The organism is Streptomyces sp. NPDC101237, from assembly GCF_044767465.1.
In the GTDB taxonomy this organism is placed as follows: domain Bacteria; phylum Actinomycetota; class Actinomycetes; order Streptomycetales; family Streptomycetaceae; genus Streptomyces; species Streptomyces gramineus.
Map to the genome: position 1 here is coordinate 39,045 of NZ_JBIWNY010000041.1, position 18,421 is coordinate 57,465.

18 protein-coding genes and 1 pseudogene are annotated in these 18,421 nt (G+C 73.4%); 5 read left to right on the forward strand and 14 right to left on the reverse strand.

The annotated features are described in order from the left end of the window. Window positions 1-109 precede the first annotated feature (109 nt). From ACIRQ9_RS37580 to ACIRQ9_RS37610, 7 genes are all read right to left on the reverse strand, one after another. On the reverse strand, window positions 110-1,342 hold the full coding sequence (locus ACIRQ9_RS37580; RefSeq protein ID WP_404184363.1) for a cytochrome P450: 1,233 nt from the start codon (window positions 1,340-1,342) through the stop codon (window positions 110-112). Next, window positions 1,339-2,565: a cytochrome P450 gene (locus ACIRQ9_RS37585; protein WP_404184366.1), complete on the reverse strand. Its 1,227-nt coding sequence runs from the start codon at window positions 2,563-2,565 to the stop codon at window positions 1,339-1,341. Before ACIRQ9_RS37585 ends, ACIRQ9_RS37580 begins: the two co-directional genes overlap by 4 nt. After that, the gene (locus tag ACIRQ9_RS37590) at window positions 2,562-3,185 is read right to left on the reverse strand and encodes a GTP-binding protein (protein ID WP_404184369.1); all 624 of its coding nucleotides are present in this window, start codon (window positions 3,183-3,185) and stop codon (window positions 2,562-2,564) included. The genes ACIRQ9_RS37585 and ACIRQ9_RS37590 overlap by 4 nt, the downstream gene beginning before the upstream one ends. Continuing rightward, the gene (locus ACIRQ9_RS37595; RefSeq protein WP_404184372.1) at window positions 3,157-3,519 is read right to left on the reverse strand and encodes a DUF742 domain-containing protein; all 363 of its coding nucleotides are present in this window, start codon (window positions 3,517-3,519) and stop codon (window positions 3,157-3,159) included. The genes ACIRQ9_RS37590 and ACIRQ9_RS37595 overlap by 29 nt, the downstream gene beginning before the upstream one ends. Then, window positions 3,516-3,938 carry a roadblock/LC7 domain-containing protein gene (locus tag ACIRQ9_RS37600; protein WP_404184375.1) on the reverse strand — a complete coding sequence of 141 codons (423 nt, stop codon included), beginning with the start codon at window positions 3,936-3,938 and terminating at the stop codon, window positions 3,516-3,518. Before ACIRQ9_RS37600 ends, ACIRQ9_RS37595 begins: the two co-directional genes overlap by 4 nt. Next, window positions 3,935-5,377, reverse strand: a complete 1,443-nt coding sequence (locus tag ACIRQ9_RS37605) for an ATP-binding protein (protein WP_404184378.1) — start codon at window positions 5,375-5,377, stop codon at window positions 3,935-3,937. The genes ACIRQ9_RS37600 and ACIRQ9_RS37605 overlap by 4 nt, the downstream gene beginning before the upstream one ends. 446 nt (window positions 5,378-5,823) lie before the next feature. Beyond that, window positions 5,824-6,300, reverse strand: a complete 477-nt coding sequence (locus tag ACIRQ9_RS37610) for a hypothetical protein (protein ID WP_404184381.1) — start codon at window positions 6,298-6,300, stop codon at window positions 5,824-5,826. Between the two features lie 331 nt (window positions 6,301-6,631). Between ACIRQ9_RS37610 and ACIRQ9_RS37615 the strand changes: the two genes are divergently transcribed. Together ACIRQ9_RS37615 and ACIRQ9_RS37620 are read left to right on the forward strand one after the other, a co-directional pair. After that, complete coding sequence (locus tag ACIRQ9_RS37615) at window positions 6,632-7,981, forward strand: transaminase (RefSeq protein ID WP_404184384.1); 1,350 nt, start codon at window positions 6,632-6,634, stop codon at window positions 7,979-7,981. A gap of 20 nt (window positions 7,982-8,001) precedes the next feature. Next, window positions 8,002-8,442, forward strand: a complete 441-nt coding sequence (locus tag ACIRQ9_RS37620) for an Lrp/AsnC family transcriptional regulator (protein WP_404184415.1) — start codon at window positions 8,002-8,004, stop codon at window positions 8,440-8,442. Between the two features lie 21 nt (window positions 8,443-8,463). Here the strand turns inward: ACIRQ9_RS37620 and ACIRQ9_RS37625 are convergent, their stop codons facing one another. Then, window positions 8,464-9,561: a PP2C family protein-serine/threonine phosphatase gene (locus ACIRQ9_RS37625; RefSeq protein WP_404184387.1), complete on the reverse strand. Its 1,098-nt coding sequence runs from the start codon at window positions 9,559-9,561 to the stop codon at window positions 8,464-8,466. A 245-nt stretch (window positions 9,562-9,806) separates the two neighbouring features. On the opposite strand from ACIRQ9_RS37625, the pseudogene ACIRQ9_RS37630 reads away from it, so the two are divergent. After that, window positions 9,807-9,962, forward strand: a pseudogene (locus tag ACIRQ9_RS37630) (GNAT family N-acetyltransferase); the annotation flags it as partial. Between the two features lie 175 nt (window positions 9,963-10,137). On the opposite strand, the gene ACIRQ9_RS37635 reads toward ACIRQ9_RS37630, so the two are convergent. The 5 genes from ACIRQ9_RS37635 to ACIRQ9_RS37655 form a co-directional block, all read right to left on the reverse strand. After that, window positions 10,138-11,025, reverse strand: coding sequence for a Gfo/Idh/MocA family protein (locus ACIRQ9_RS37635; protein ID WP_404184390.1), 888 nt, complete (start codon window positions 11,023-11,025; stop codon window positions 10,138-10,140). Between the two features lie 47 nt (window positions 11,026-11,072). Then, entirely contained in the window at window positions 11,073-12,056 is a 984-nt protein-coding gene (tgmB, locus tag ACIRQ9_RS37640; RefSeq protein WP_404184393.1) for an ATP-grasp ribosomal peptide maturase, read from the reverse strand. 15 nt (window positions 12,057-12,071) lie between these two features. Further along, a complete protein-coding gene (gene tgmA, locus ACIRQ9_RS37645) occupies window positions 12,072-12,263 on the reverse strand; it encodes a putative ATP-grasp-modified RiPP (RefSeq protein ID WP_133024031.1) in 192 nt (63 codons plus the stop codon). 176 nt (window positions 12,264-12,439) lie between these two features. Then, window positions 12,440-13,276, reverse strand: a complete 837-nt coding sequence (locus tag ACIRQ9_RS37650) for a fructosamine kinase family protein (RefSeq protein WP_404184418.1) — start codon at window positions 13,274-13,276, stop codon at window positions 12,440-12,442. Window positions 13,277-13,707: 431 nt separating this feature from the next. Continuing rightward, window positions 13,708-14,688, reverse strand: a complete 981-nt coding sequence (locus ACIRQ9_RS37655) for a hypothetical protein (protein ID WP_404184397.1) — start codon at window positions 14,686-14,688, stop codon at window positions 13,708-13,710. Window positions 14,689-15,297: 609 nt separating this feature from the next. On the opposite strand from ACIRQ9_RS37655, the gene ACIRQ9_RS37660 reads away from it, so the two are divergent. Together ACIRQ9_RS37660 and ACIRQ9_RS37665 are read left to right on the forward strand one after the other, a co-directional pair. Beyond that, the gene (locus ACIRQ9_RS37660; protein ID WP_404184400.1) at window positions 15,298-15,807 is read left to right on the forward strand and encodes a hypothetical protein; all 510 of its coding nucleotides are present in this window, start codon (window positions 15,298-15,300) and stop codon (window positions 15,805-15,807) included. A gap of 100 nt (window positions 15,808-15,907) precedes the next feature. Further along, on the forward strand, window positions 15,908-16,591 hold the full coding sequence (locus tag ACIRQ9_RS37665) for a class F sortase (RefSeq protein ID WP_404184403.1): 684 nt from the start codon (window positions 15,908-15,910) through the stop codon (window positions 16,589-16,591). Between the two features lie 8 nt (window positions 16,592-16,599). Here the strand turns inward: ACIRQ9_RS37665 and ACIRQ9_RS37670 are convergent, their stop codons facing one another. Further along, entirely contained in the window at window positions 16,600-18,045 is a 1,446-nt protein-coding gene (locus ACIRQ9_RS37670; protein WP_404184406.1) for a glyceraldehyde-3-phosphate dehydrogenase, read from the reverse strand. Between the last annotated feature and the right edge of the window lie 376 nt (window positions 18,046-18,421).

Here is an 18,421-nt window from a genome sequence, read left to right on the forward strand (position 1 = left end):
GATGCGATACCCAACGGCCCCGTCCGCACGTAAGTTCACATCCCGCGGGGGCACGACCGGAACGGGGGACCGGTCGCAGCCCCCGCGTTCCCGTTACCCGACCGGGACCTCACCCGCCCAGCAGGACCGGGATCTCCTGCCAGCCGAAGGCGATGAACGACGGCACCTGCCGCAGCTCCCGCGCCCCGACCGCCAGCCGCAGCCCCGGGAAACGGCCGAACAGGGCCGGCAGCGCGGCGCGCGCCTCCGCGCGGGCCAGCGGCGCGCCGATGCAGCGGTGCACGCCGACCCCGAACGAGAGATGGTCGCCGGCCCCGCGCGCCGCGTCGAACACGTCCGCGTCCGCCCCGTAGCGCGCCGGATCCAGGCCCGCCGCCGCGTACGTCGTGATGATCGCGTCCCCGGCCGGCACGGTCACGTCCGCCACCTTCAGATCGGTCACCGCGAACCGCAGCGGCAGCGCGGCGATCGACGGATGCACCCGCAGCGTCTCGTCGATCACCGCGTCCCAGCCGACCGTCCCGGCGCGTACCGCCGCCAGCTGCGCCGGACGGGTCAGCAGCGCCACCACGGCGTTGCCGATCAGGTTGACCGTGGTCTCGAAGCCCGCGCCGATCACCAGCAGCAGCGTGTACAGCAACTCCTCGTCGCCGAGCCGGTCGCCGTCCTCGTCGCGGACCCGGATCAGCTCCGTGGTCAGGTCGTCGCCCGGGTGCGCGGTCTTGTGCGCGATCAGGGCCCCGAGGACCGTGCCGATCCGCTCCTGCACGAACGCGGCGTGCTCCGGGCTCGGGTCGGAGGTGTCCATGATGGCCGCGATCAGTTCACCGGTGTCGTCCCGCAACTCGTCCGGCACACCGAAGAGTTCGCAGATCATGCGCATCGGCAGCGGATGCGCGAGTCCGGCCCGCAGATCCACCACCGAGCCGTCGGCGCCCGCGGCCGCCAGCGCGTCGAGCAGGTCGCCGGCGATGGCCGTCACCCGCGGCAGCATCGCCTCGGTGCGCCGGTGCGTGAAGCTCGGCGCCACCAGCCGGCGCAGCCGGGTGTGGTCGGGGCCGTAGGCGGAGAGCATGTTGACCACGCCGATCCAGCCGAGCACCCAGCCCCAGGCGGGGTGTTCACCGACCTGGGGCCACAACCGCCAGTGTCTGCGGGGGTCCTTGCTGACCCGGGGATCGAGGATCAGTTCCCTGAGGACGTCGTGGCCGGTGGGGGCCCAGGCCGGTATGCCGCCGGGCAGTTCGACGGGCACCAGCGGGCCGAGGGCGCGCAGCCGCGCGCTCTCCGCCGCGATGTCCGAGCCGAACGGGTCGAGCGCGATGCGGTCGGTGACGGTCACGAGGAGCCTCCGGGCCGGTCGGGGGAGCGGGGGGTGAACCGGACGGGCAGGGACGTCAGCGAGCGGTGGAAGGGACCGGGCCGCCAGCCGAGCCGGTCGCGCGGCAGCACCGGGTCGAGGTCGGGCAGCCACAGGGTCAGCCGCTCGATCGCCTCGGTCGCCACGAGCAGCGCGTGGTGCCGGACCGGGCAGGCGTGCGGACCCGCGCCCCACGACAGGTGCGAGGCGTCCCCGCCCTGTCGTCCGCCGGTGACCTCGCGCTCGGCGAACAGCCCCAGGGCGCCGAAGGAGACGACGACGGGGACCGCGGGCCTGATCCGTACCCCGTGCAGCGGGACGGGCCTGCGCGCGTAGTAGATGCCGTAGTTGGCGAGCGGGGTCTCGTGGTGCAGCACCTCGACCACCGCGTCCATGACCGGGCGGGCACCGCTGGTGAGCGTGGAGTAGTAGAGGGAGTTGCCGAGAATCCTGGACAGCGCGTTGGAGACCAGATTCGTGGTCGGCTCGTACCCGGCGCCGAGGGTCAGGAACACCTGCCAGGTGACCTCCTCCGTGGTCAGGGCCGCCGGATGGTCCAGGAGCATGCTCGGCAGGTCCTCGCCGCGCTCGGCGACCTTGGCGGCCACCAGCCGCAGCACGTAGTCCGCGTACTCCGCCTCGCCCTCGGCCGCCTGCGCGCCGCCCTCCATCATCTTCAGCAGGCCCTCGCTCAGCCGGTCGCCCTGGCTGTCCGGCAGCCCGAACAGGTTGTTGAAGACCAGTGCCATCAGCGGCCGGGCGAAGTCGGTGACGAGGTCCGCCTCGCCGCGCGGCCCGAACCGGTCCACCAGCAGCCGTACCGCCCGGTGCACCAGCGCGCGCAGGTCGTGCGGCTCGATCAGGTCGAACACGTCGATGAGGCTGGTGCGGTAGCGCAGGTGCGCGTCGCCGTCGGAGAACAGCGCGTTGGGCCGCCAGCGCATCATGCCGAGGAGCGGGGAGTCCGGCGGGACGGTCGTCTCCCAGCCCCGCGGGTCGTGCGAGAAGGTCTCCACATCCCGCAGCACGTCCAGGGCGGCGCGCCGCTCGGTGACGACGTACGCGGGTGTGTCCGGGGCGAGTTCCGCCCAGCCGACCGGGCCCTGGGCGCGCAGCGCGGCGTAGTGGCCGTGCGGGTTCCGGGCGAAACCGTCGTCCCACAGGCGTACCGGCGCGGACGCGGTGAAGGACTGCTGCGCGGTCATCGGGCCTCCGCCGGACGGTCGTCGATCAGATGCTGTACGAGGGCGAGCAGCGCGTCGAGGGAGGAGTGCGGGTCCCGGGCGTCACAGGTCACCATCGGGGTGCCGGACTCGAGATCCAGGGCGGCGCGCAGTTGTTCCGCCGTGTGGTGGTCGGGTGCGTCGGGAAAGGTGTTGAGGGCGACCGCGTACGGCAGTCCCGCCTCCTCCACCAGGCCGAGGACGTCGAAGGAGGCGTCGATCCGGCGGCTGTCCACCAGGACCAGGGCGCCGAGCGCCCCGTAGGAGATGTCGTCCCACAGGGTCCGGAACCGCTGCTGTCCCGGTGTCCCGAACAGGTAGAGCACGACGCCGCCGGCCAGGCTGATCCGCCCGAAGTCGATCGCGACGGTCGTCGTCTCCTTGTCCCGGATCCCGTCCAGCTCGTCGACGGGGGCGGAGACCTCGGTGAGGCGCTCCTCGGTGTGCAGCGGGCGGATCTCCGACACCGAGTCGATCAGGGTCGTCTTGCCCACTCCGAACGGGCCGGTGACCAGGATCTTGACCAGGTCGCGGGCGGTGTCGGGGAGATGCGTGCCGCCCGTGCGGGGCAGCTCACCGGTGCTTGAGGGCGCGGAGGCCATCGGCCACTCTCTTCAGCAGGTCGGGGTCGAACCGTTCGGCGGGCGGGATCGGCGCCCGGGTCTGGACCAGGCCCCGGTCGACGAGGTCGGCGGCCAGCACGCGGACGGCGGAGACCGGCAGCCGCAGCAGCGCCGCCGCCTCCACCAGCGTCAGCGCGCCGCCCGACAGCAGTTCCAGCAGGGCCTGTTCGGCCGCGGGCAGGCCGGCGGGCAGGGGTGCCCCGTCGCGGGTGAGCACCGTGAGCCGTTCCAGGTGCGGACGGCTGGGACGGGCCGTTCCGCCGGTGGACAGGTACGCGGGGACCAGGGGACGGCCGCCACGGCGGCCGGTCATGCCGGCGCGCCGCCGTCGGAGCCTCTGGGCGCCGCCGCCATCGCCTTCTCGCCCAGCCGGGCCACCTGCGAGTGCACCCGGTGCGCCAGCAGGTCGAGGCGCACCTCCGGGTCCCCGTAGGCCGCCACACAAGTTCCGTGGTCGGTCGGCACGATCAGCACGTATCCGTGGTCCGACTCGACGACCACCTGACGCACCTCGGCCCGGTCCCGGTCCGCGAACGCGGCCGCCGCGGCCCGGCAGGCGCCCTGCACGGTGCTGGTGATCGCGGCCACCCGCTCGGCGGTGGCCTGGGACAGGGAGTCGGTGTATCCCGTGGCGAGGCCGTCCCGGGTGAGCAGGACGGCGGCGAGGACGTGCGGTACCTGCAGGACGGGATCCAGCACCCATGCCGTCTCGCCCGCGTCGCGGCTGGTCATCGGGCCGCCTCTCCTTCGTCGTCGGTCCGTCGTGGATCGGGCGCCGGGGCCCGCTTGGGGGTGCGCGCCGCCGCCGTGCCGTACTGCAGGGCCGCGAGCGCGGCGGCCGCCTCCTCGGGCCGCCGCGCGGCGGGCTGCCGCAGTGGTACCGCCGGCGCATCGGGACGGGCACGGCGCCGCCGCTGTGGCAGCCCGGCCGGTGCGCCGGGTTCCTGGTGGCCGGGAGCGCGTTCGTGCTCGGCGCCACCGGCCCCCTCGGCGGCGGGTTCCGGGACGGCCGGGGCGGGAGCGGCCGGCGGAGGTGCGGGTGCCGTCTCGGCCGGTGCCGCCGGACCCGGCCCCGTCGTCTCCCGCACCGCCGCGCGCTCGCGCGTCGAGCGCGGCGCGCTGACGGACGGCGGACGCAGATCCGGGTCGATCCTGCCGAGCAGGTGGGTGTCGACCCGCAGCACCGCGCGTACCCCGCCGTACGGCGACGGGGAGGAGAGGTCGACGGCCAGGTCGAACTGGCGGGTGAGCCGGCCGACGGCGGCCAGGCCCATGCGCGGCGGATCGCCGAGGTCGGTCAGCAGGATCGGGTCGCCGCCCGCCACCAGCCGTTGGGCGCGGGCCCGTTCGTCCTGCGTCATGCCGAGGCCCGCGTCGTCGACGGTGACGCACACCCCGTGGTGGACGTGTTCCAGGTTGACCACGACGTCGGTGTCCGGTGCCGAGTGGCGCAGCGCGTTGTCGAGCAGCTCGGCCACGATGATGGCGACCGGCTCGACCGCGTGCGACACCAGCGCGGTGCCCGGCTCCAGGTGGTTGTGGACGCGCACCCGGTGGTATCCGGCGAGCCGGGCCTGGCCGCCGGTCACCGCGTCCACCACGTGGGACTCCTCGCGGGCCAGACCCACCCAGGCCCCGCACACCACCGCGGCCACCTGCGCCCGGCGCAGCGACTGCTCGTTCTCGTGGTCCAGCGCGAACAGGGTCTGCGCCAGCTCCGGTTCGTCATAGCGCTGCTGGAGTCCGCGCAGCGCGTCCTGGAGGCGGTACAGGGCGGCCTGGATCTCCCGGGTGGCGCCGCGCAGACCGGCCTGCGCCGCCGCGTCGATCCGGGTGCGCTGTGCGGTCAGCTCCTCGCGCAGCGCGGTGAGCACGTACTCCAGCGCGATCCCCGTGGGGGTCCCGGGCGTGCGGTGCCCGGCCGGCCCCGGCACCTTGAGGTGCGGATGGGCGAGCTGCGCGGCGGCGGCGGGCATCCGGCGGGTGGCCAGGTGCTCGACCTCGGAGACGAACGCGCCCTCGGCGTCCTTCAGCCGGGCGCGCAGCTCCGTCACCTCGGCCCGCAGTGCCGCCTTCTGCCGCCGGGCCCGCAGCAGGCCGCCGCCGAGGACGAACGCGGAGAGGGTTCCGGCGGCGAGACCGCCGACCACCAGGTCCGGCAATTCGATCATGGAATCGGTTTCCAGGGGGGGAGTAGGGCAGCAGTGGGCACGGGGAGCCCCGGGCCCTCCCGTGTGGCGCTCGCAGCACAGTACACACCGTCATTGACCGGCCCCGCACGGTGAATCGTCACATCCCTTCGAATCTGCTCGACGGGTGTTCGCTTCTGTGTCAACTGTCGGAAATGCCGTGCGCCGCGGATGAGTTGGGGGTGGCCGCGGTCGCCGGACCGGCCGCGGGACCGGCCGCCGGGTCCGGTCGGGCGGGTGTGTTCACCGGACCCGGTGAGCGCGTCCGACGGCGCGTACCACCGGCGCGTTCGGGCCGTTTCCGCGGCATGGACCGATCCTCACCCCTGCCCCGGGACCCGGACCGGGAGCCGCGCGGGCGGGGCCGTACCGAAACGGCGCGCCCGAGGAGCCCGGGGCCATCGTGGCCCGTCCCCTGGCCCCGCCGCCTACGGTCTCTGGTCGTCGCTCATCGGGGACAGCACCGCGAGCGTGCCGTTGGCCTCGCGCAGGGCCAGTTCCAGGGTGGCCGGCACGTGCAGGGCGCCGGCGCCGTCCGGGGGCACCAGCCACTCCAGGTACCGCGCGGGCCGGTACGGCGGCGGTACGGCGACCCACGAGCCCCGGGTCGCGTAGCGCAGGCCCGAGCCGATCCAGCCGCCGGACGGGTCGGGCGGCAGGAAGAAGCCGACGCGGCCGGCCGAGCTGTCCGCCAGGGTCGGTCCCGGCACCGGCAGCGACGGCCGCCACAGCAGGTCCAGCGTGAGCAGGCCGAGCCGGTCCGGGACGCTCAGGACGTCCCAGTAGCGGCCCGCCTCCAGCAGCGCGACGCCCTCCCCGTGGTCCCACTCCCACTTGCAGGTCCGGGGGTCCGGGGCGGCGGCCGCCAGCCATTCCACACCCTGCATCCACATCGCGTTCGTCATGCATCGCTCCGGGGTTCGCCGCGCACCTGCCTCCGGGCAGGGAACGTCCGACGCCGGGCCATCGGTGCGCTCGCACGCCAACCCGGCATATGCATGCTGGTAGATATTTCTACGTGGCGGAAGGGGTGGCGAACCCTGGCGTTTTGGGGCGAATGTTCGAACACGGAATGGATGTTTCCATATCGGTCGCGAGGGAGGGTGGCCGTCGACTGGCTCCGCGCACGAATCGATCGTCCAGACGATCGATTCGAGTGCAGGATCTTGAACTGGTGCGGTTTTCGGTCGTACTCTCCACTCGTTCCGTCGTCGTCGACCCCGACCGAGGTACTCCATGGACCGCACCCGACTGCACGCCCTGCTGGCCCGGGAGAGCGCCGAGGCCGAGCGCCGCAACCCCCGCTCCCGGGCGGCATATGCCGGAGCCGACCATCTCTTCGGCCGGGTCCCGATGACCTGGATGAACAAGACCGCCGGCGCCTTCCCGCGCTACCTGGCCACCGCACGGGGCGCCCGGGTCACCGACATCGACGGACACACGTACATCGACTTCTGCCTCGGCGACACCGGCGCCATGGCCGGGCACTCGCCGGCCGTCGTGACGGAGGCCGCGCACCGCAGGTTCGCCGAGCTGGGCGGGGCCACCGCGATGCTGCCGACGGAGGACGCGGAGTGGGTGGGCGCGGAACTCACGCGCCGCTTCGGGCTCGCCCGCTGGAGCTTCTCGCTCACCGCGACCGACGCCAACCGGTGGGCGATCCGGCTCGCGCGGGCCGTCACCGGACGCCCGAAGATCCTGGTGAACAGCTACAGCTATCACGGCAGCGTCGACGAGTCCCTCATCGTGGTGGGCCCCGACGGCCGGGGCGCGCCCCGCCCGGGGAACGTCGGCGCGCCCTGCGACGTCACCCTGACCAGCCGGGTCGCCGAGTTCAACGACCTGGCCCAGCTGGAGCGCGAACTCGCCCACGGCGACGTGGCCGCCGTCCTGATGGAACCCGCGCTCACCAACATCGGCATCGTCCTGCCCGAACCCGGCTATCTGGCCGGGGTGCGCGCCCTGACCAGGCAGTACGGCACGCTGCTCATCAACGACGAGACGCACACCTTCTCCGCGGGACCCGGCGGCTGCACCGCCGCCTGGGACCTGGAACCGGACCTGCTGACCATCGGCAAGGCCATCGGCGGCGGCATCCCGGCCGGCGCCTACGGCCTCTCCGCCGACCTCGCCGACCGCCTGCTGGCCCGCGCCGACCTGGACCTGGTCGACATGGGAGGCGTCGGCGGCACCCTCGCCGGGAACGCGCTCTCCCTCGCCGCCACCCGCGCCACCCTGGAGCACGTGCTCACCGACGCGGCGTTCGCCCGCATGGCGGACCTCTCCGAGCGCTTCGAGACCGGCGTCAGGAAGGCCGTCGGGACGCACGGCCTGCCGTGGTCGGTGAGCCGGCTCGGAGCCCGCACCGAGTACCGCTTCGCCGATCCGGCGCCGCGCACCGGCACCGAGTCCGCGGCCGCGGCCGACGCCGAACTGGAGGACTACCTGCACCTCTACCTCGCCAACCGGGGCATCCTCCTCACGCCGTTCCACAACATGGCGCTGATGTGCCCCGACACCACCGAGCAGGACGTGGACACGCACACCGAGGTGTTCGGCGCCGCCCTGCTCGAACTCGTCGGCTGACCAGGGAGAACCCCGTGCACATGGACGACATCGACCGGGCCGTTCTGCGGGAACTCCAGGCCGACGGCCGGATCGCCTACGCCGACCTTGGCCCCAGGGTCGGCCTGTCCGCCTCCGCGGCCCGCCAGCGGCTGCAGCGCCTGCTGGACTCCGGGGCCGTCCAGGTCGTCGGCGTCACCGACCCGATGGCCATGGGCGGCCAGGCGATGGCGCTGCTGGGCATCGGCGTGGACGGCGACCCCAGAGCCGTCGCCGACGCCCTCGCCGTACACCCGGAGGTGGTGTATTCGGTGTTCACCGCGGGCGGATTCGACCTGTTCGCGGAGGTGGTCACGTCGGATCCCAAGGGCCTGCTCGACTTCGTCAACGACGTGGTCCGGCCGGTCGAGGGCGTGCGCGAGGTCCGCTCGTTCCCGTACTTCGGCATCCATACCCACCGCTTCCTGTGGGACGTGGGCTGAGCCGGGACGCGGCCCGGCGGCTCAGGTGATGTCGGGCGCCAGGACGAGCATCGTCGCGTCGTCCCGTACCTCGCACCGCCGGACCAGGTCGGCCCACACCCGCTCGGGCAGCTCGGCCGACCCGGCGTCGGCGAACCCCGCAAGCCGCTCCGGAAGCGGATAGAACCGCCCGGCCCGGTCACGCGCCTCCCACACCCCGTCCGAGGCGATGAACAGCCGGTCGCCGGGCCCCAGCTCGACCGTGATCTCCTTCGGCGGCTCCAGCCCCGTCAGGGCCAGCCCCACCGGCGCTCCCGGCGCGACGGCCAGCTCCTGGGCCAGGCCGTCGCGCAGCAGCACCGGCGCCGGATGGCCGCAGGCCACCACCCGGACCGACCGCAGATCCGCGGAGAACTCCAGCAGCAGGGCCGTCGCGAACAGCTCCGCGTTCGGTACGTCGACCGAGTCCACGGTGAGCCGGCGGTCCATCAGCGCCGCCACCGACTCCAGATCCGGCTGGTCGAGGACCGCCTCCCGGAACGCGCCGAGCAGCGACACCACGGTGGAGACCGCCGCCAGGCCGTGCCCGCGCACGTCGCCCATCACCGCCCGCACGCCGAACGGCCCGTCCCGCACGTCGAAGAAGTCCCCGCCCACCAGCGTGCCGTGCTGCGCGGCCCGGTACAGCCCCGTGCACCCCACCGAGCCGACCCGTTCCTGCAGCGGCGGCAGCACGGCCCGCTGCACCGCCTCGCCCACCGCCCGCTCGGTGACCAGCTGGGCGTCCCGGTGACTGCGCACGTAGGACACGAACACGCTCAGCAGCGCGACGAAGGTGACCGTGAGCAGATCGGTGTCGCCGGGATGGTTCAGATGGGTGGCGGGCACGTTCAGCAGGATCACGACCAGGCAGCTGAGCACGGCGGTCGCCAGCGGGCCGTAGGACAGCACGGCCAGCGGCGGAATGGCGCCGAGCAGGAAGCCGAAGTCGTGCCCGTCGGGGCTGACCAGCGTCGCCACCGTGACCACCAGGAGCAGCAGGACGGGCAGCACCCGGACCCAGAGCGGTGGCGGTGCACCCTGCAACCAGCCACGCCCGTCCCCGTAGTCGCGCGACAACCAGCCGCGCACCGAAGTCACATCCCTAAGCTACGCCCGTGTCCGCACCTCGGGCACGCCTGCCGATCTTCGACGGCCGCCGCGGTAATCCCGTGGACGCGTCCGGGACGGGGCCCTACTGTGTGGGGCGCAGGCCCAGGACCGGACCGAAGGAGGCGAGTGCGATGTCCATCCCCGTCATTGCGCGCTCCCTCCCCGACGTCCGGGCGTGACAGGTCGGAGCCGGCCCGGGAGCGCTCCGCGCAGCACGCCTCCCGGAGGAATCCGTGACCGATCCGGTCATCCGTACGCTCGACGACAGCACCGCCCACCTCTTCGACACCCTGCCCGATCCGCTGCGCCTCGCCGAGACCCACCGGCGCACCCGTCACCGCGCCGACTGGAAGCGCGTCGCCCTGCGGGACGGCCGGGTGATCGCCCGCGCCGGGCGCGCAGACCATCGGGGCCGCCACCGACCAGGGCAACGTCCCGATGGCCGCGCACTTCGCCAGGGCGGGCTACCCGGTCGTACGGGAGCGGGTGAACTTCTTCGCGTCGGCCGAGGCCGGCGCCGAGCACCCCGCCGGGAGCGCGGCGGCCGGCGGCTGACGGGCCGGGCTAGGCGACGTCCTTGCCCAGCAGGGTCTCCGCCTCCGTGAGGAGTTCGGTGACCCGCAGGGCGAACGCGGCGTCGCAGGGGTGCCGCCGGCCCGTGCGGGCGGCGGTCACCAGGGCGTCGGCGGCCCGGGACAGTGCGGGGACCGCTCCCTCCGCACTCCTCGGCAGCAGCGTCACCCCCGACGCGCCCCGCAGCTCCACGTCGGCCCCGGCCGCCGCCGGGGGAGCCGTCAGGCTCAGGGTCACCGTGCTCGACGCCCCCGTGGCGTGTTCGAGGACGAGGTGCACGGTGTCCGCGGGGCCGTGCACCGCGGCGGCGACCCGTCGTACGTCCCCCAGCACCGGCAGCAGCACGGACAGGGCGTGCGGGCCCACGTCCCACAGCGCGCCCTTCTCACGACGCCACGGCGACGCCGCGAACGGGCTCTCGTCGGTGAACACCGATCCCAGCCACTGCGCCCGGGCCGTGAACCAGCCGCCCGTGCCCGCCTGTTCGCCGATCCACTCCTCCGGCTCGCTCTGGAAGCGGGTGGTGAAGAACACCACGGAGGCGACCTGGGCCCGCTCGGCCGCCTCCACCACCGCCCGCCCCTCCGCGACGCCGAGCGCGAGGGGCTTGTCCAGCAGCAGGTGCCGGCCCGCCGTCGCGGCCCGCACCGCCAGCTCCGCCTGGACGGCCGGCGGCAGCGCCACCGCCACCGCGTCGACGTCGGCGAACAGCGCGTCCACGTCGTCGTAGGCCCGGACCCCGTACTCCTCGGCCAGCTCCACCGCCGCCGCCGGGCGGCGGCCCCACACCCCGGTGAACTCCAGCGACCCGTGCCCCGCCAGCGCGGGGGCGTGGGCCGCCCGTGCCCAGGGGCCCGTCCCCAGCAGTCCGATGCGCATCTCGCGTTCCTCTCTCCGTACCCGGTCCCGCCACGTCGCCCGGACCGTCAGGGCGTCGTGCTCCGCCCGCCCTCGACGGACGGCCGGAACTGCTCCGTGCCGTGCGCCAGCCAGCCGGCGATGGTCTCGGCGATCGGCTGACCGGTGTCCATCTCGACGAAACCGAACTGGCCCGACTGGTTGCACTCCAGGAACCACCAGATGCCGTCGGCGTCCTCCGCGAAGTCGAAGGCACCGTAGGCCAGGTCGGCGTCCTTCATATACGTGTGAACGGCCTCGGCGACTCGCGGCGGCACCTCCGCCGCCAGCCAGGGCGAGGTGGACGGGGCGAAGCGTACGTCCACGTCGTCGGGGCGCGCGTCCGGGCTGACCGGCTTGCGGGCGGCGAGCAGCCGCTCGCCGACCACCGTCAGCCGGATGTCGGCGCGTTTGGCCACCCGCCGCTGCAGCAGCGTCGGGCCGAAGGCCACCGCCGAGAAGTCGGCGTCCGGCGCCACCCGGCTGGTCGGGACGGCCCGCGGCGGCTCCTGCGGATGCGCGCCCGACACCGGCTTGACCACCAGGTCCGGGAAGCGCTTCGCGAACTCCCTGGCGGCCTGCGGGAACGTGGTGATGAGGGTCGCGGGCACGGCGAGGCCGCTGCGCTGCGCCAGCCGCAGCTGCCACGGCTTGTGGCGGGCCCGGCGCGCGGCGTCCGGATGGTTCATCCAGCGCGCGTCGGTCCCGCGCAGCATGCCGTACAGCGCCTGTTCGGACTCCTCGGTCAGCCAGTCGGACGGCTGGACGGCCCGGGCGGCGGCCACTCCCGGCCTGCGCACCCAGATGGAGCGAAGGCCCTGCATGCTCACCAGGCGCCCGTTCACGGACAGATGTCCGCGACTGGCGCCCTGCACATACTCGCCCGACAGGGCCACACCGCTGGTCAGATCGGCAGGATCGAGGCGGACGACGGGCACTCCGGCCTCGTGCAGCCGGAGGACCACCATGTCCGCCGTCACGTCCTCGTCACTGGTCAGGATGAGCACGGTCATCGTCGGGACCCGCGTTCAGTCGTCGAAGTGCGTCTTGGAGCCCGCGGTGGAGGTCGTGGTCCCCAAGGCTCTGAGCGTTGCGTGATCGGTGGCTGCGATCCGGCCATCGAGGAGAACGTTCAACTGCAGTCCGGAGTCATACGCGTACGGAGTGGTGACGTCCAACTGCACTGCGGGGCGTGCGTAGTTGAGCGCGAACGGTTGCATGGTCTCTCCCTGTTTCGTTCTTCCATGCACTTATACGATTCGAACGCGTGGTTGGTTTCCTTACTCTGCGTAATCTCGGTCCTAATTAAGGGCTCGTTAAGGAACCAGCCGGAAAACAGCGGCGAATCGTTCCCGTCCGTGGCCGATTTCACATGCCCGTACGGCATCTGACGGCGTCAGATGCCCGCGATGGTCCGGGATGTCTCCAGGGTCTGTTCGGCGTAGCCCCGTCCGAAGAGCACGGTATGCACCAGCAGCGGGAACAGCTGATGCACTCCCACGCGCTCCGCCCAGCCGGCGGCCAGGGGGGCCACTTCCTGGTACCCCTTCAGAACCAGGTCAAGGTAGGGGCAGCCGAAGAGCCGGAGCATCGCGAGGTCGGTCTCGCGGTGCCCGCCGTGCGCGGCCGGATCGATCAGCCGGACCCGGCCGTCGGCGCCCCACAGGACGTTGCCGTTCCACAGGTCCCCGTGCAGCCGGGCGGGCGGCTCGGGAGGCCCCGCCAGCTCCGGCAGCCGCTCGCAGACCCGCTCGACCACCGCGGCCTCGCCGGGCCGCAGCGTCCCGCCGTCGACCGCCGCCCGCAGGTACGGCAGCAGGCGGTGCTCGGCGTACCAGCGCGGCCAGTCGCCGCCCGGTTCGTTGCGCATCGGGGCGCTCCCGATCCACGCGTCGCGCGGGCCGTCCGGCGGCGCCGCGCCGAAGGCAGGAGCCCCGGCCGCGTGCAGGGCCGCGAGGCCGTGGCCGAACCGGATCGCCGCCTCGGCGCCCGGACGCCCGACCGCGACCAGCTCGGTCACCAGCCACCGCTCGTCCCGCCCCAGCACCTCGGGCACCGCGACCGCGCCGGCGGCGGCCAGCCAGCGCAGTCCGGCCGCCTCGGCCGCCGCCGCCCCGGGACCGTCACCGCGCTTGACCATCACCGCACGCCCGTCCGCGAGCGTCGCCTCCATCAGGCCGCCCGACCGCGCCCGGACGGCGGCGACGGGCCGCCCGGTGAGCCGGGCAGTCACCGCGCCGGGATCCTCGTCGTGCTGCGCCACGGCCCCCAGGGTAGGGGCCGCCGCTGCTCAGGAGCCCCAGGCGCCCTGGGCGACGGCGCGGATCCACCCCATGCCGCGCGGAGCGAACTTCACCTTGTACGTACGGGTGTTCAGCAGGTGAGTCCGCACCTTCACCTCACCGCCAAACGGCTCGGACGGACGATGTCCACCGGGCCCGGTGGGGCGGCGGTGAGGACGCCTGCGGCGGCCGGGCAGCCCAAGGACGTGCGTATACGGTTCACTGGGGTGACACCTCCCCCTGCGGTACTCATCGGACCGTAGAGGAGAATCCCACCTCCCCGGCCGGAAAGCACGCGTATTTCCGGGGGCGTCCCTCGTCGCTGCCGAGCGATGCGGGCCGCCACCCCGGACCCCGAGCGCCGGTGACCGGGCAGCGCCCCTCAGGACGGCTCGATCCGGCCGATCGCGTTGCCCAGCAGTTCGGTGAACCACATCGTCCCGTCGGGGCCGGCGGCGAGCCGGAAGGGGGACTTGTCGGGCCCGGCGGGCACGGGTACGACGCTGATCGTGCCGTCCTCCGACACCCGGCCGACCTGTCCGGACCGGTCGGTGAACCACACCCGGCCGTCCGGACCAGCCGCGACCCCGCCGGGGTCGCCGTCCGTCCCCGGCAGCGCGAACCGGGTGACCCGGCCGCCGGTGTCGATCCGGTCCACGGAGCCCGCCCCGGCGGCGGTGAACCACATCCCGCCGGGCCCGGCGACGATGTCCTCGGGGAAGTCGGCGCGGCTCGGCAGCGGGAACTCGGTGATCCGGCCGCCGGTGTCGATCCGTCCGATCCGGCCACCGCCCAGTTCGGTGAACCACAGGGCGCCGTCGGCGCCCGCGGCGATGCCGTACGGGAGGGCCGCGGCCGTGGGCACCCGGTACTCGCTGACGGACCCCGCGGTCGTGATCCGTCCGATCCGGTCGGCTCCCGGCTCGGCGAACCACAGGGCGCCGTCGGGCCCGGCGGTGATCCCGGCGGGTGCGCCGGCCGCCCGGGGCAGCGCGAACTCGGTGACGGCGCCGGAGGTGGTGATCCGCCCGACCCGTCCGGCGGCCTGTTCGGTGAACCAGAGCGCGCCGTCGGGCCCGGTGGTGATGGCGAAGGGCGCGCTGCCGGGGGTCGGGGTGCGGTGGTCGGTGACGGTGCCGTCCGCCGCGATGCGGCCGATCCGGGCGGCACCGGACTGGGTGAACCACAGGGCGCCGTCGGGTCCGGCGGTGATCCCGGCCGGGAGGCTGTCGGCGGTGGTGGTGATCGGATACTCCGTCAGGTCGCCGCCTTCCGCGGCACGGGCGGGCGCCGCTACGGCACTCACGCCGGTCAGGGCGCCGAGCAGGAGGGTGAGCACACGTCGGGGAAGTCGGCTGGTCATACGGCGTCCCGGTGCTGGTCAGGCGGACTGTCGGACCGAGGCTAGCCGCGGCCGCCGGGCCGCACGACCCGGCCGAGCCGGACGGGGGAGGAGACCTCCCGACGGCTCGACAACTCACCTGTGGGGTATGAGAATTGCCGTACTCCTCGGGCTTGGCCTCGACGCCCGGCCGCCGCTCGACACGAGCACGGCGGCACCACGGGATCCGTGCCCGACACCGCCTTCCGCCGCCCGGCCGTTCTCGCCCCCTCCTCGTCCCCTGTCGCGCACCCACCCGACGCGCGTCCTCCGTCACCCCTGCTCCGCGCTCCGCGTCGCCCCGTCTCCCCGCGCAGGGCCCGGCCCGCGCCGCGTTCCGCGCAACGGCCACCAGCCGCGCGGCCGGTCCCTGACGCCGCGACACGCCGAGGAAGGCACCAAAAACCCCCGAACGGCCCTGTGCCCCCGAGCGGGGTTGACCCAGCCGGATGGAGTTGGGCGTGTCGTGGCCACGGATGGGCGGCCTGGATGGTGCGGGGCGCGGCGCTGGCTGACGGTGGTTCATGTCGAGGCCGGGTCGTTCCAGCCGATGAAGTATCCGCTGCCCGGCACCGGCGGAAGGACATCGAAATGCGTTCTGCCCGCATCATCCTCGCGACGACGGCCGCCACCGCCGCCCTCGCCTTCGCGGCACCCGGCGCTCAGGCCGCGGTCGCGGGGGACCAGGACAACGGAGGCCGAGACGATCTTTCCTACAGCAAGGAGCTCAAGGACGACAGCAGCCACGCGGTGTTCGCCGCGGCCAAGCTGAGTGACGACTGGGACTCGGACAGCGGCAACGACAGCAAGTTCGACCCCGAGTCCTACAAGGACAAGGGCGACGGGTCGGGGGGCAAGAGCGACCAGGGGGGCAAGGGGAACCGGGGCGACCAGGGCGACAAGGGGAGCGGCGAGGGCCGTGACAGCGGTGGTTCCTGGGGCGACGACGAGGACAACGAGAAGCCGCACGGCGGTATGCACACCGGCGGCGGCGCTCTCGCCACGCCCGGGGTGACGACCGGCGGGCTGGCCGTCCTCGGTGTCGGTGCCGCCGGAGCCTACGCGCTGCGGCGCAGGAAGGCCGCCGGGTCCGCGTCCTGACGGGCCGGTACATACGGGAGCCGCGGCCGCCGACCGTCTCGGACGGGGCCGCGGCCCCGTACCGCCCCTCCCGCCGCCGCGCCCAGAAAGGTGATCTCCGATGGCAGCCGGCTCCTCAGGCCAGAACCCCGACGACCCCGACCCCTCCGAGTCCGAGGAACGAGACGGCACCCGGCGTGCCGGACGCCTGCCCGTGTGGGTGGCGGCGGTCCTGCTCCTCGCCGTGGCACTGCTCGGCGGCCACGGCAGGACCTCGGACGCCTCGGGACGCATCCCGGACGGGAGCGCGGACGCTGTGCCCTCGGGCCGGGGCCGCCAGGCCGGCGAAGCGCTGACCAGGTCCGCGCCGACCCGGCTGCTCATTCCGAAGATCGCGGTCGACGCCCCCTTCACCACCCTCACCCTGGCCGCCACCGGCCAGCTCCAGCCGCCGCCCGCCGCCGACACCAATCTCGTCGGCTGGTACGCCGAGGGCCCGGCGCCCGGCGAGGCGGGCACCGCGATCGTCGCCGGGCACGTCGACACCAAGGTCTCGGCGGCCGTCTTCGCCCGGCTGGACGAACTGGAGCCCGGGGACGGCTTCTCCGTGTTGCGCGCCGACGGCACCAAGGCGGACTTCGTGGTCGACAGCGCGGACACCTTCGCCAAGGACGACTTTCCCAGCGAACGCGTCTACGCGGACACCAGCCGGCCCGAGGTGCGCCTGATCACCTGCGCCGGCGACTACGACCACGACGTCAAGGACTACACGGAGAACCTGGTCGTCTTCGCCCACCTCGTCTGACGCGAGGGTCAGACCGCCGTCGCGGGGAACGTCGGGTACTCGACGCCCGAGACGTGCTGGACGACCCGGACCACCTGGCAGGAGTAGCCGAACTCGTTATCGTACCAGAGGTAGAGGATGGCGTTGTCGCCCTCCACCTTCAGGGCGCCGGCGTCGACGATCGACGCGTGGCGCGAGCCGATGAAGTCACTGGAGACCGCGTCCGGGGCGGTGATGAAGTCGATCTGGCGCTTCAGCGGCGACGTCAGCGAGACCTCGCGCAGGTAGTCCAGGACCTCCTCGCGGGAGGCCTCGCGGGCCAGCTGGAGGTTGAGGATCGCGATCGACACGTCCGGCACCGGGACCCGGATGGAGCTGCCGGTGATCCGTGCCGTGAGGTCGGGCAGCGCCTTGGCGACGGCGGACGCGGCACCGGTCTCGGTGATGACCATGTTGAGCGGCGCGGACCGGCCGCGACGCTCCGACTTGTGGTAATTGTCCAGCAGGTTCTGGTCGTTGGTGAAGGAGTGGACGGTCTCGACGTGACCGCGCAGCACTCCGTACTCGTCGGCCATCGCCTTGAGCGGCGGCACGATCGCGTTGGTGGTGCAGGAGGCGCAGGACAGGATCTGCTCGTCCGGCTTGATCGTGTCGTGGTTGACGCCGTGCACGATGTTCGGGACGTCGCCCTTGCCGGGCGCGGTCAGCACGACCTTCCCGACACCGGGACGCAGGTGGTGGGAGAGGCCCTCGCGGTCCCGCCACTTGCCCGTGTTGTCGATCAGGATGGCGTCTCGGATGCCGTAGCGCGTGTAGTCGACCTGGGACGGGTCGTCGGCGTAGATCACCTTGATCGCGTTGCCGTTGGCGAGGATCGTGCTGTTCTCCTCGTCGACGGTGATCGTGCCCTGGAACTGGCCGTGGATCGAGTCGCGGCGCAGCAGTGAGGCGCGCTTGACGATGTCCTCGCCGCCGGCCCCGCGCACCACGATGGCCCGCAGCCGGAGGCCGTTGCCGGAGCCCGCCTTCTCGATGAGCAGCCGGGCGACCAGGCGGCCGATGCGGCCGAAGCCGTACAGGACGACGTCCCGCGGCTCGCGCTGCTCGATCTTGTTGGCGCCGGTGGCCCCGGCGACCGCCTCCGCGGTGAACGCCTGGACGTCCAGACCCCGGTCGTCGGCCTTGTAGGTGGCGGCGAGCATGCCGAGGTCGATCTGCGAGGGGCCGAGGTCGAGGGTGGTGAGCGCCTGGAGGAAGGGCATCGTCTCGGTGACGGACAGCTCGGCGCCGGCTATCTGGCGGGCGAAGCGATGCGTCTTGAGGATGCTGACCACCGACTTGTTCACCAAGGAGCGGCTGTGGAGGAGGACGGTCACGTCCCGCTCCCGGTGCAGCTTCCCGATGATCGGGATCATCGACTCCGCGATCTCCTCGCGGTTCTTCCAGTTGGTGAACGAGTCGTCGTTGACAGTCACAGATCTACTCTCGATCGAGCTAGGTGGCGCTCATATGCTAAACCGGCCGGTCGATGATCGATCAAGGGGGTCGGGGTGTGATGTGAGACCAGGTGTCCCGCAGGTCGGCGGCCGCGTCGGTCAGTGGCGTGCGGCAGGCGTCCGTGAGCGGGTTCACGGCGGTGTCCGACCTGGTCACGGCGTGCGGGTCGCGGTGGAGCCTCGGCTCGCCGGGTCCGTGCGGGAGTCCGACGCCTCCGTGGGGCGGGCGGGTGCCGCCCTCACACGCACCGGTGGTGGGGGGGGGGCGGGGGGGGGGCGGGGCCCCCCCCGCGGGGGGGCGCCCGGGGCGCCCCCGGGGGGGGGTTGACACCCGAGGCGCAGGGGAGGGGGCGGC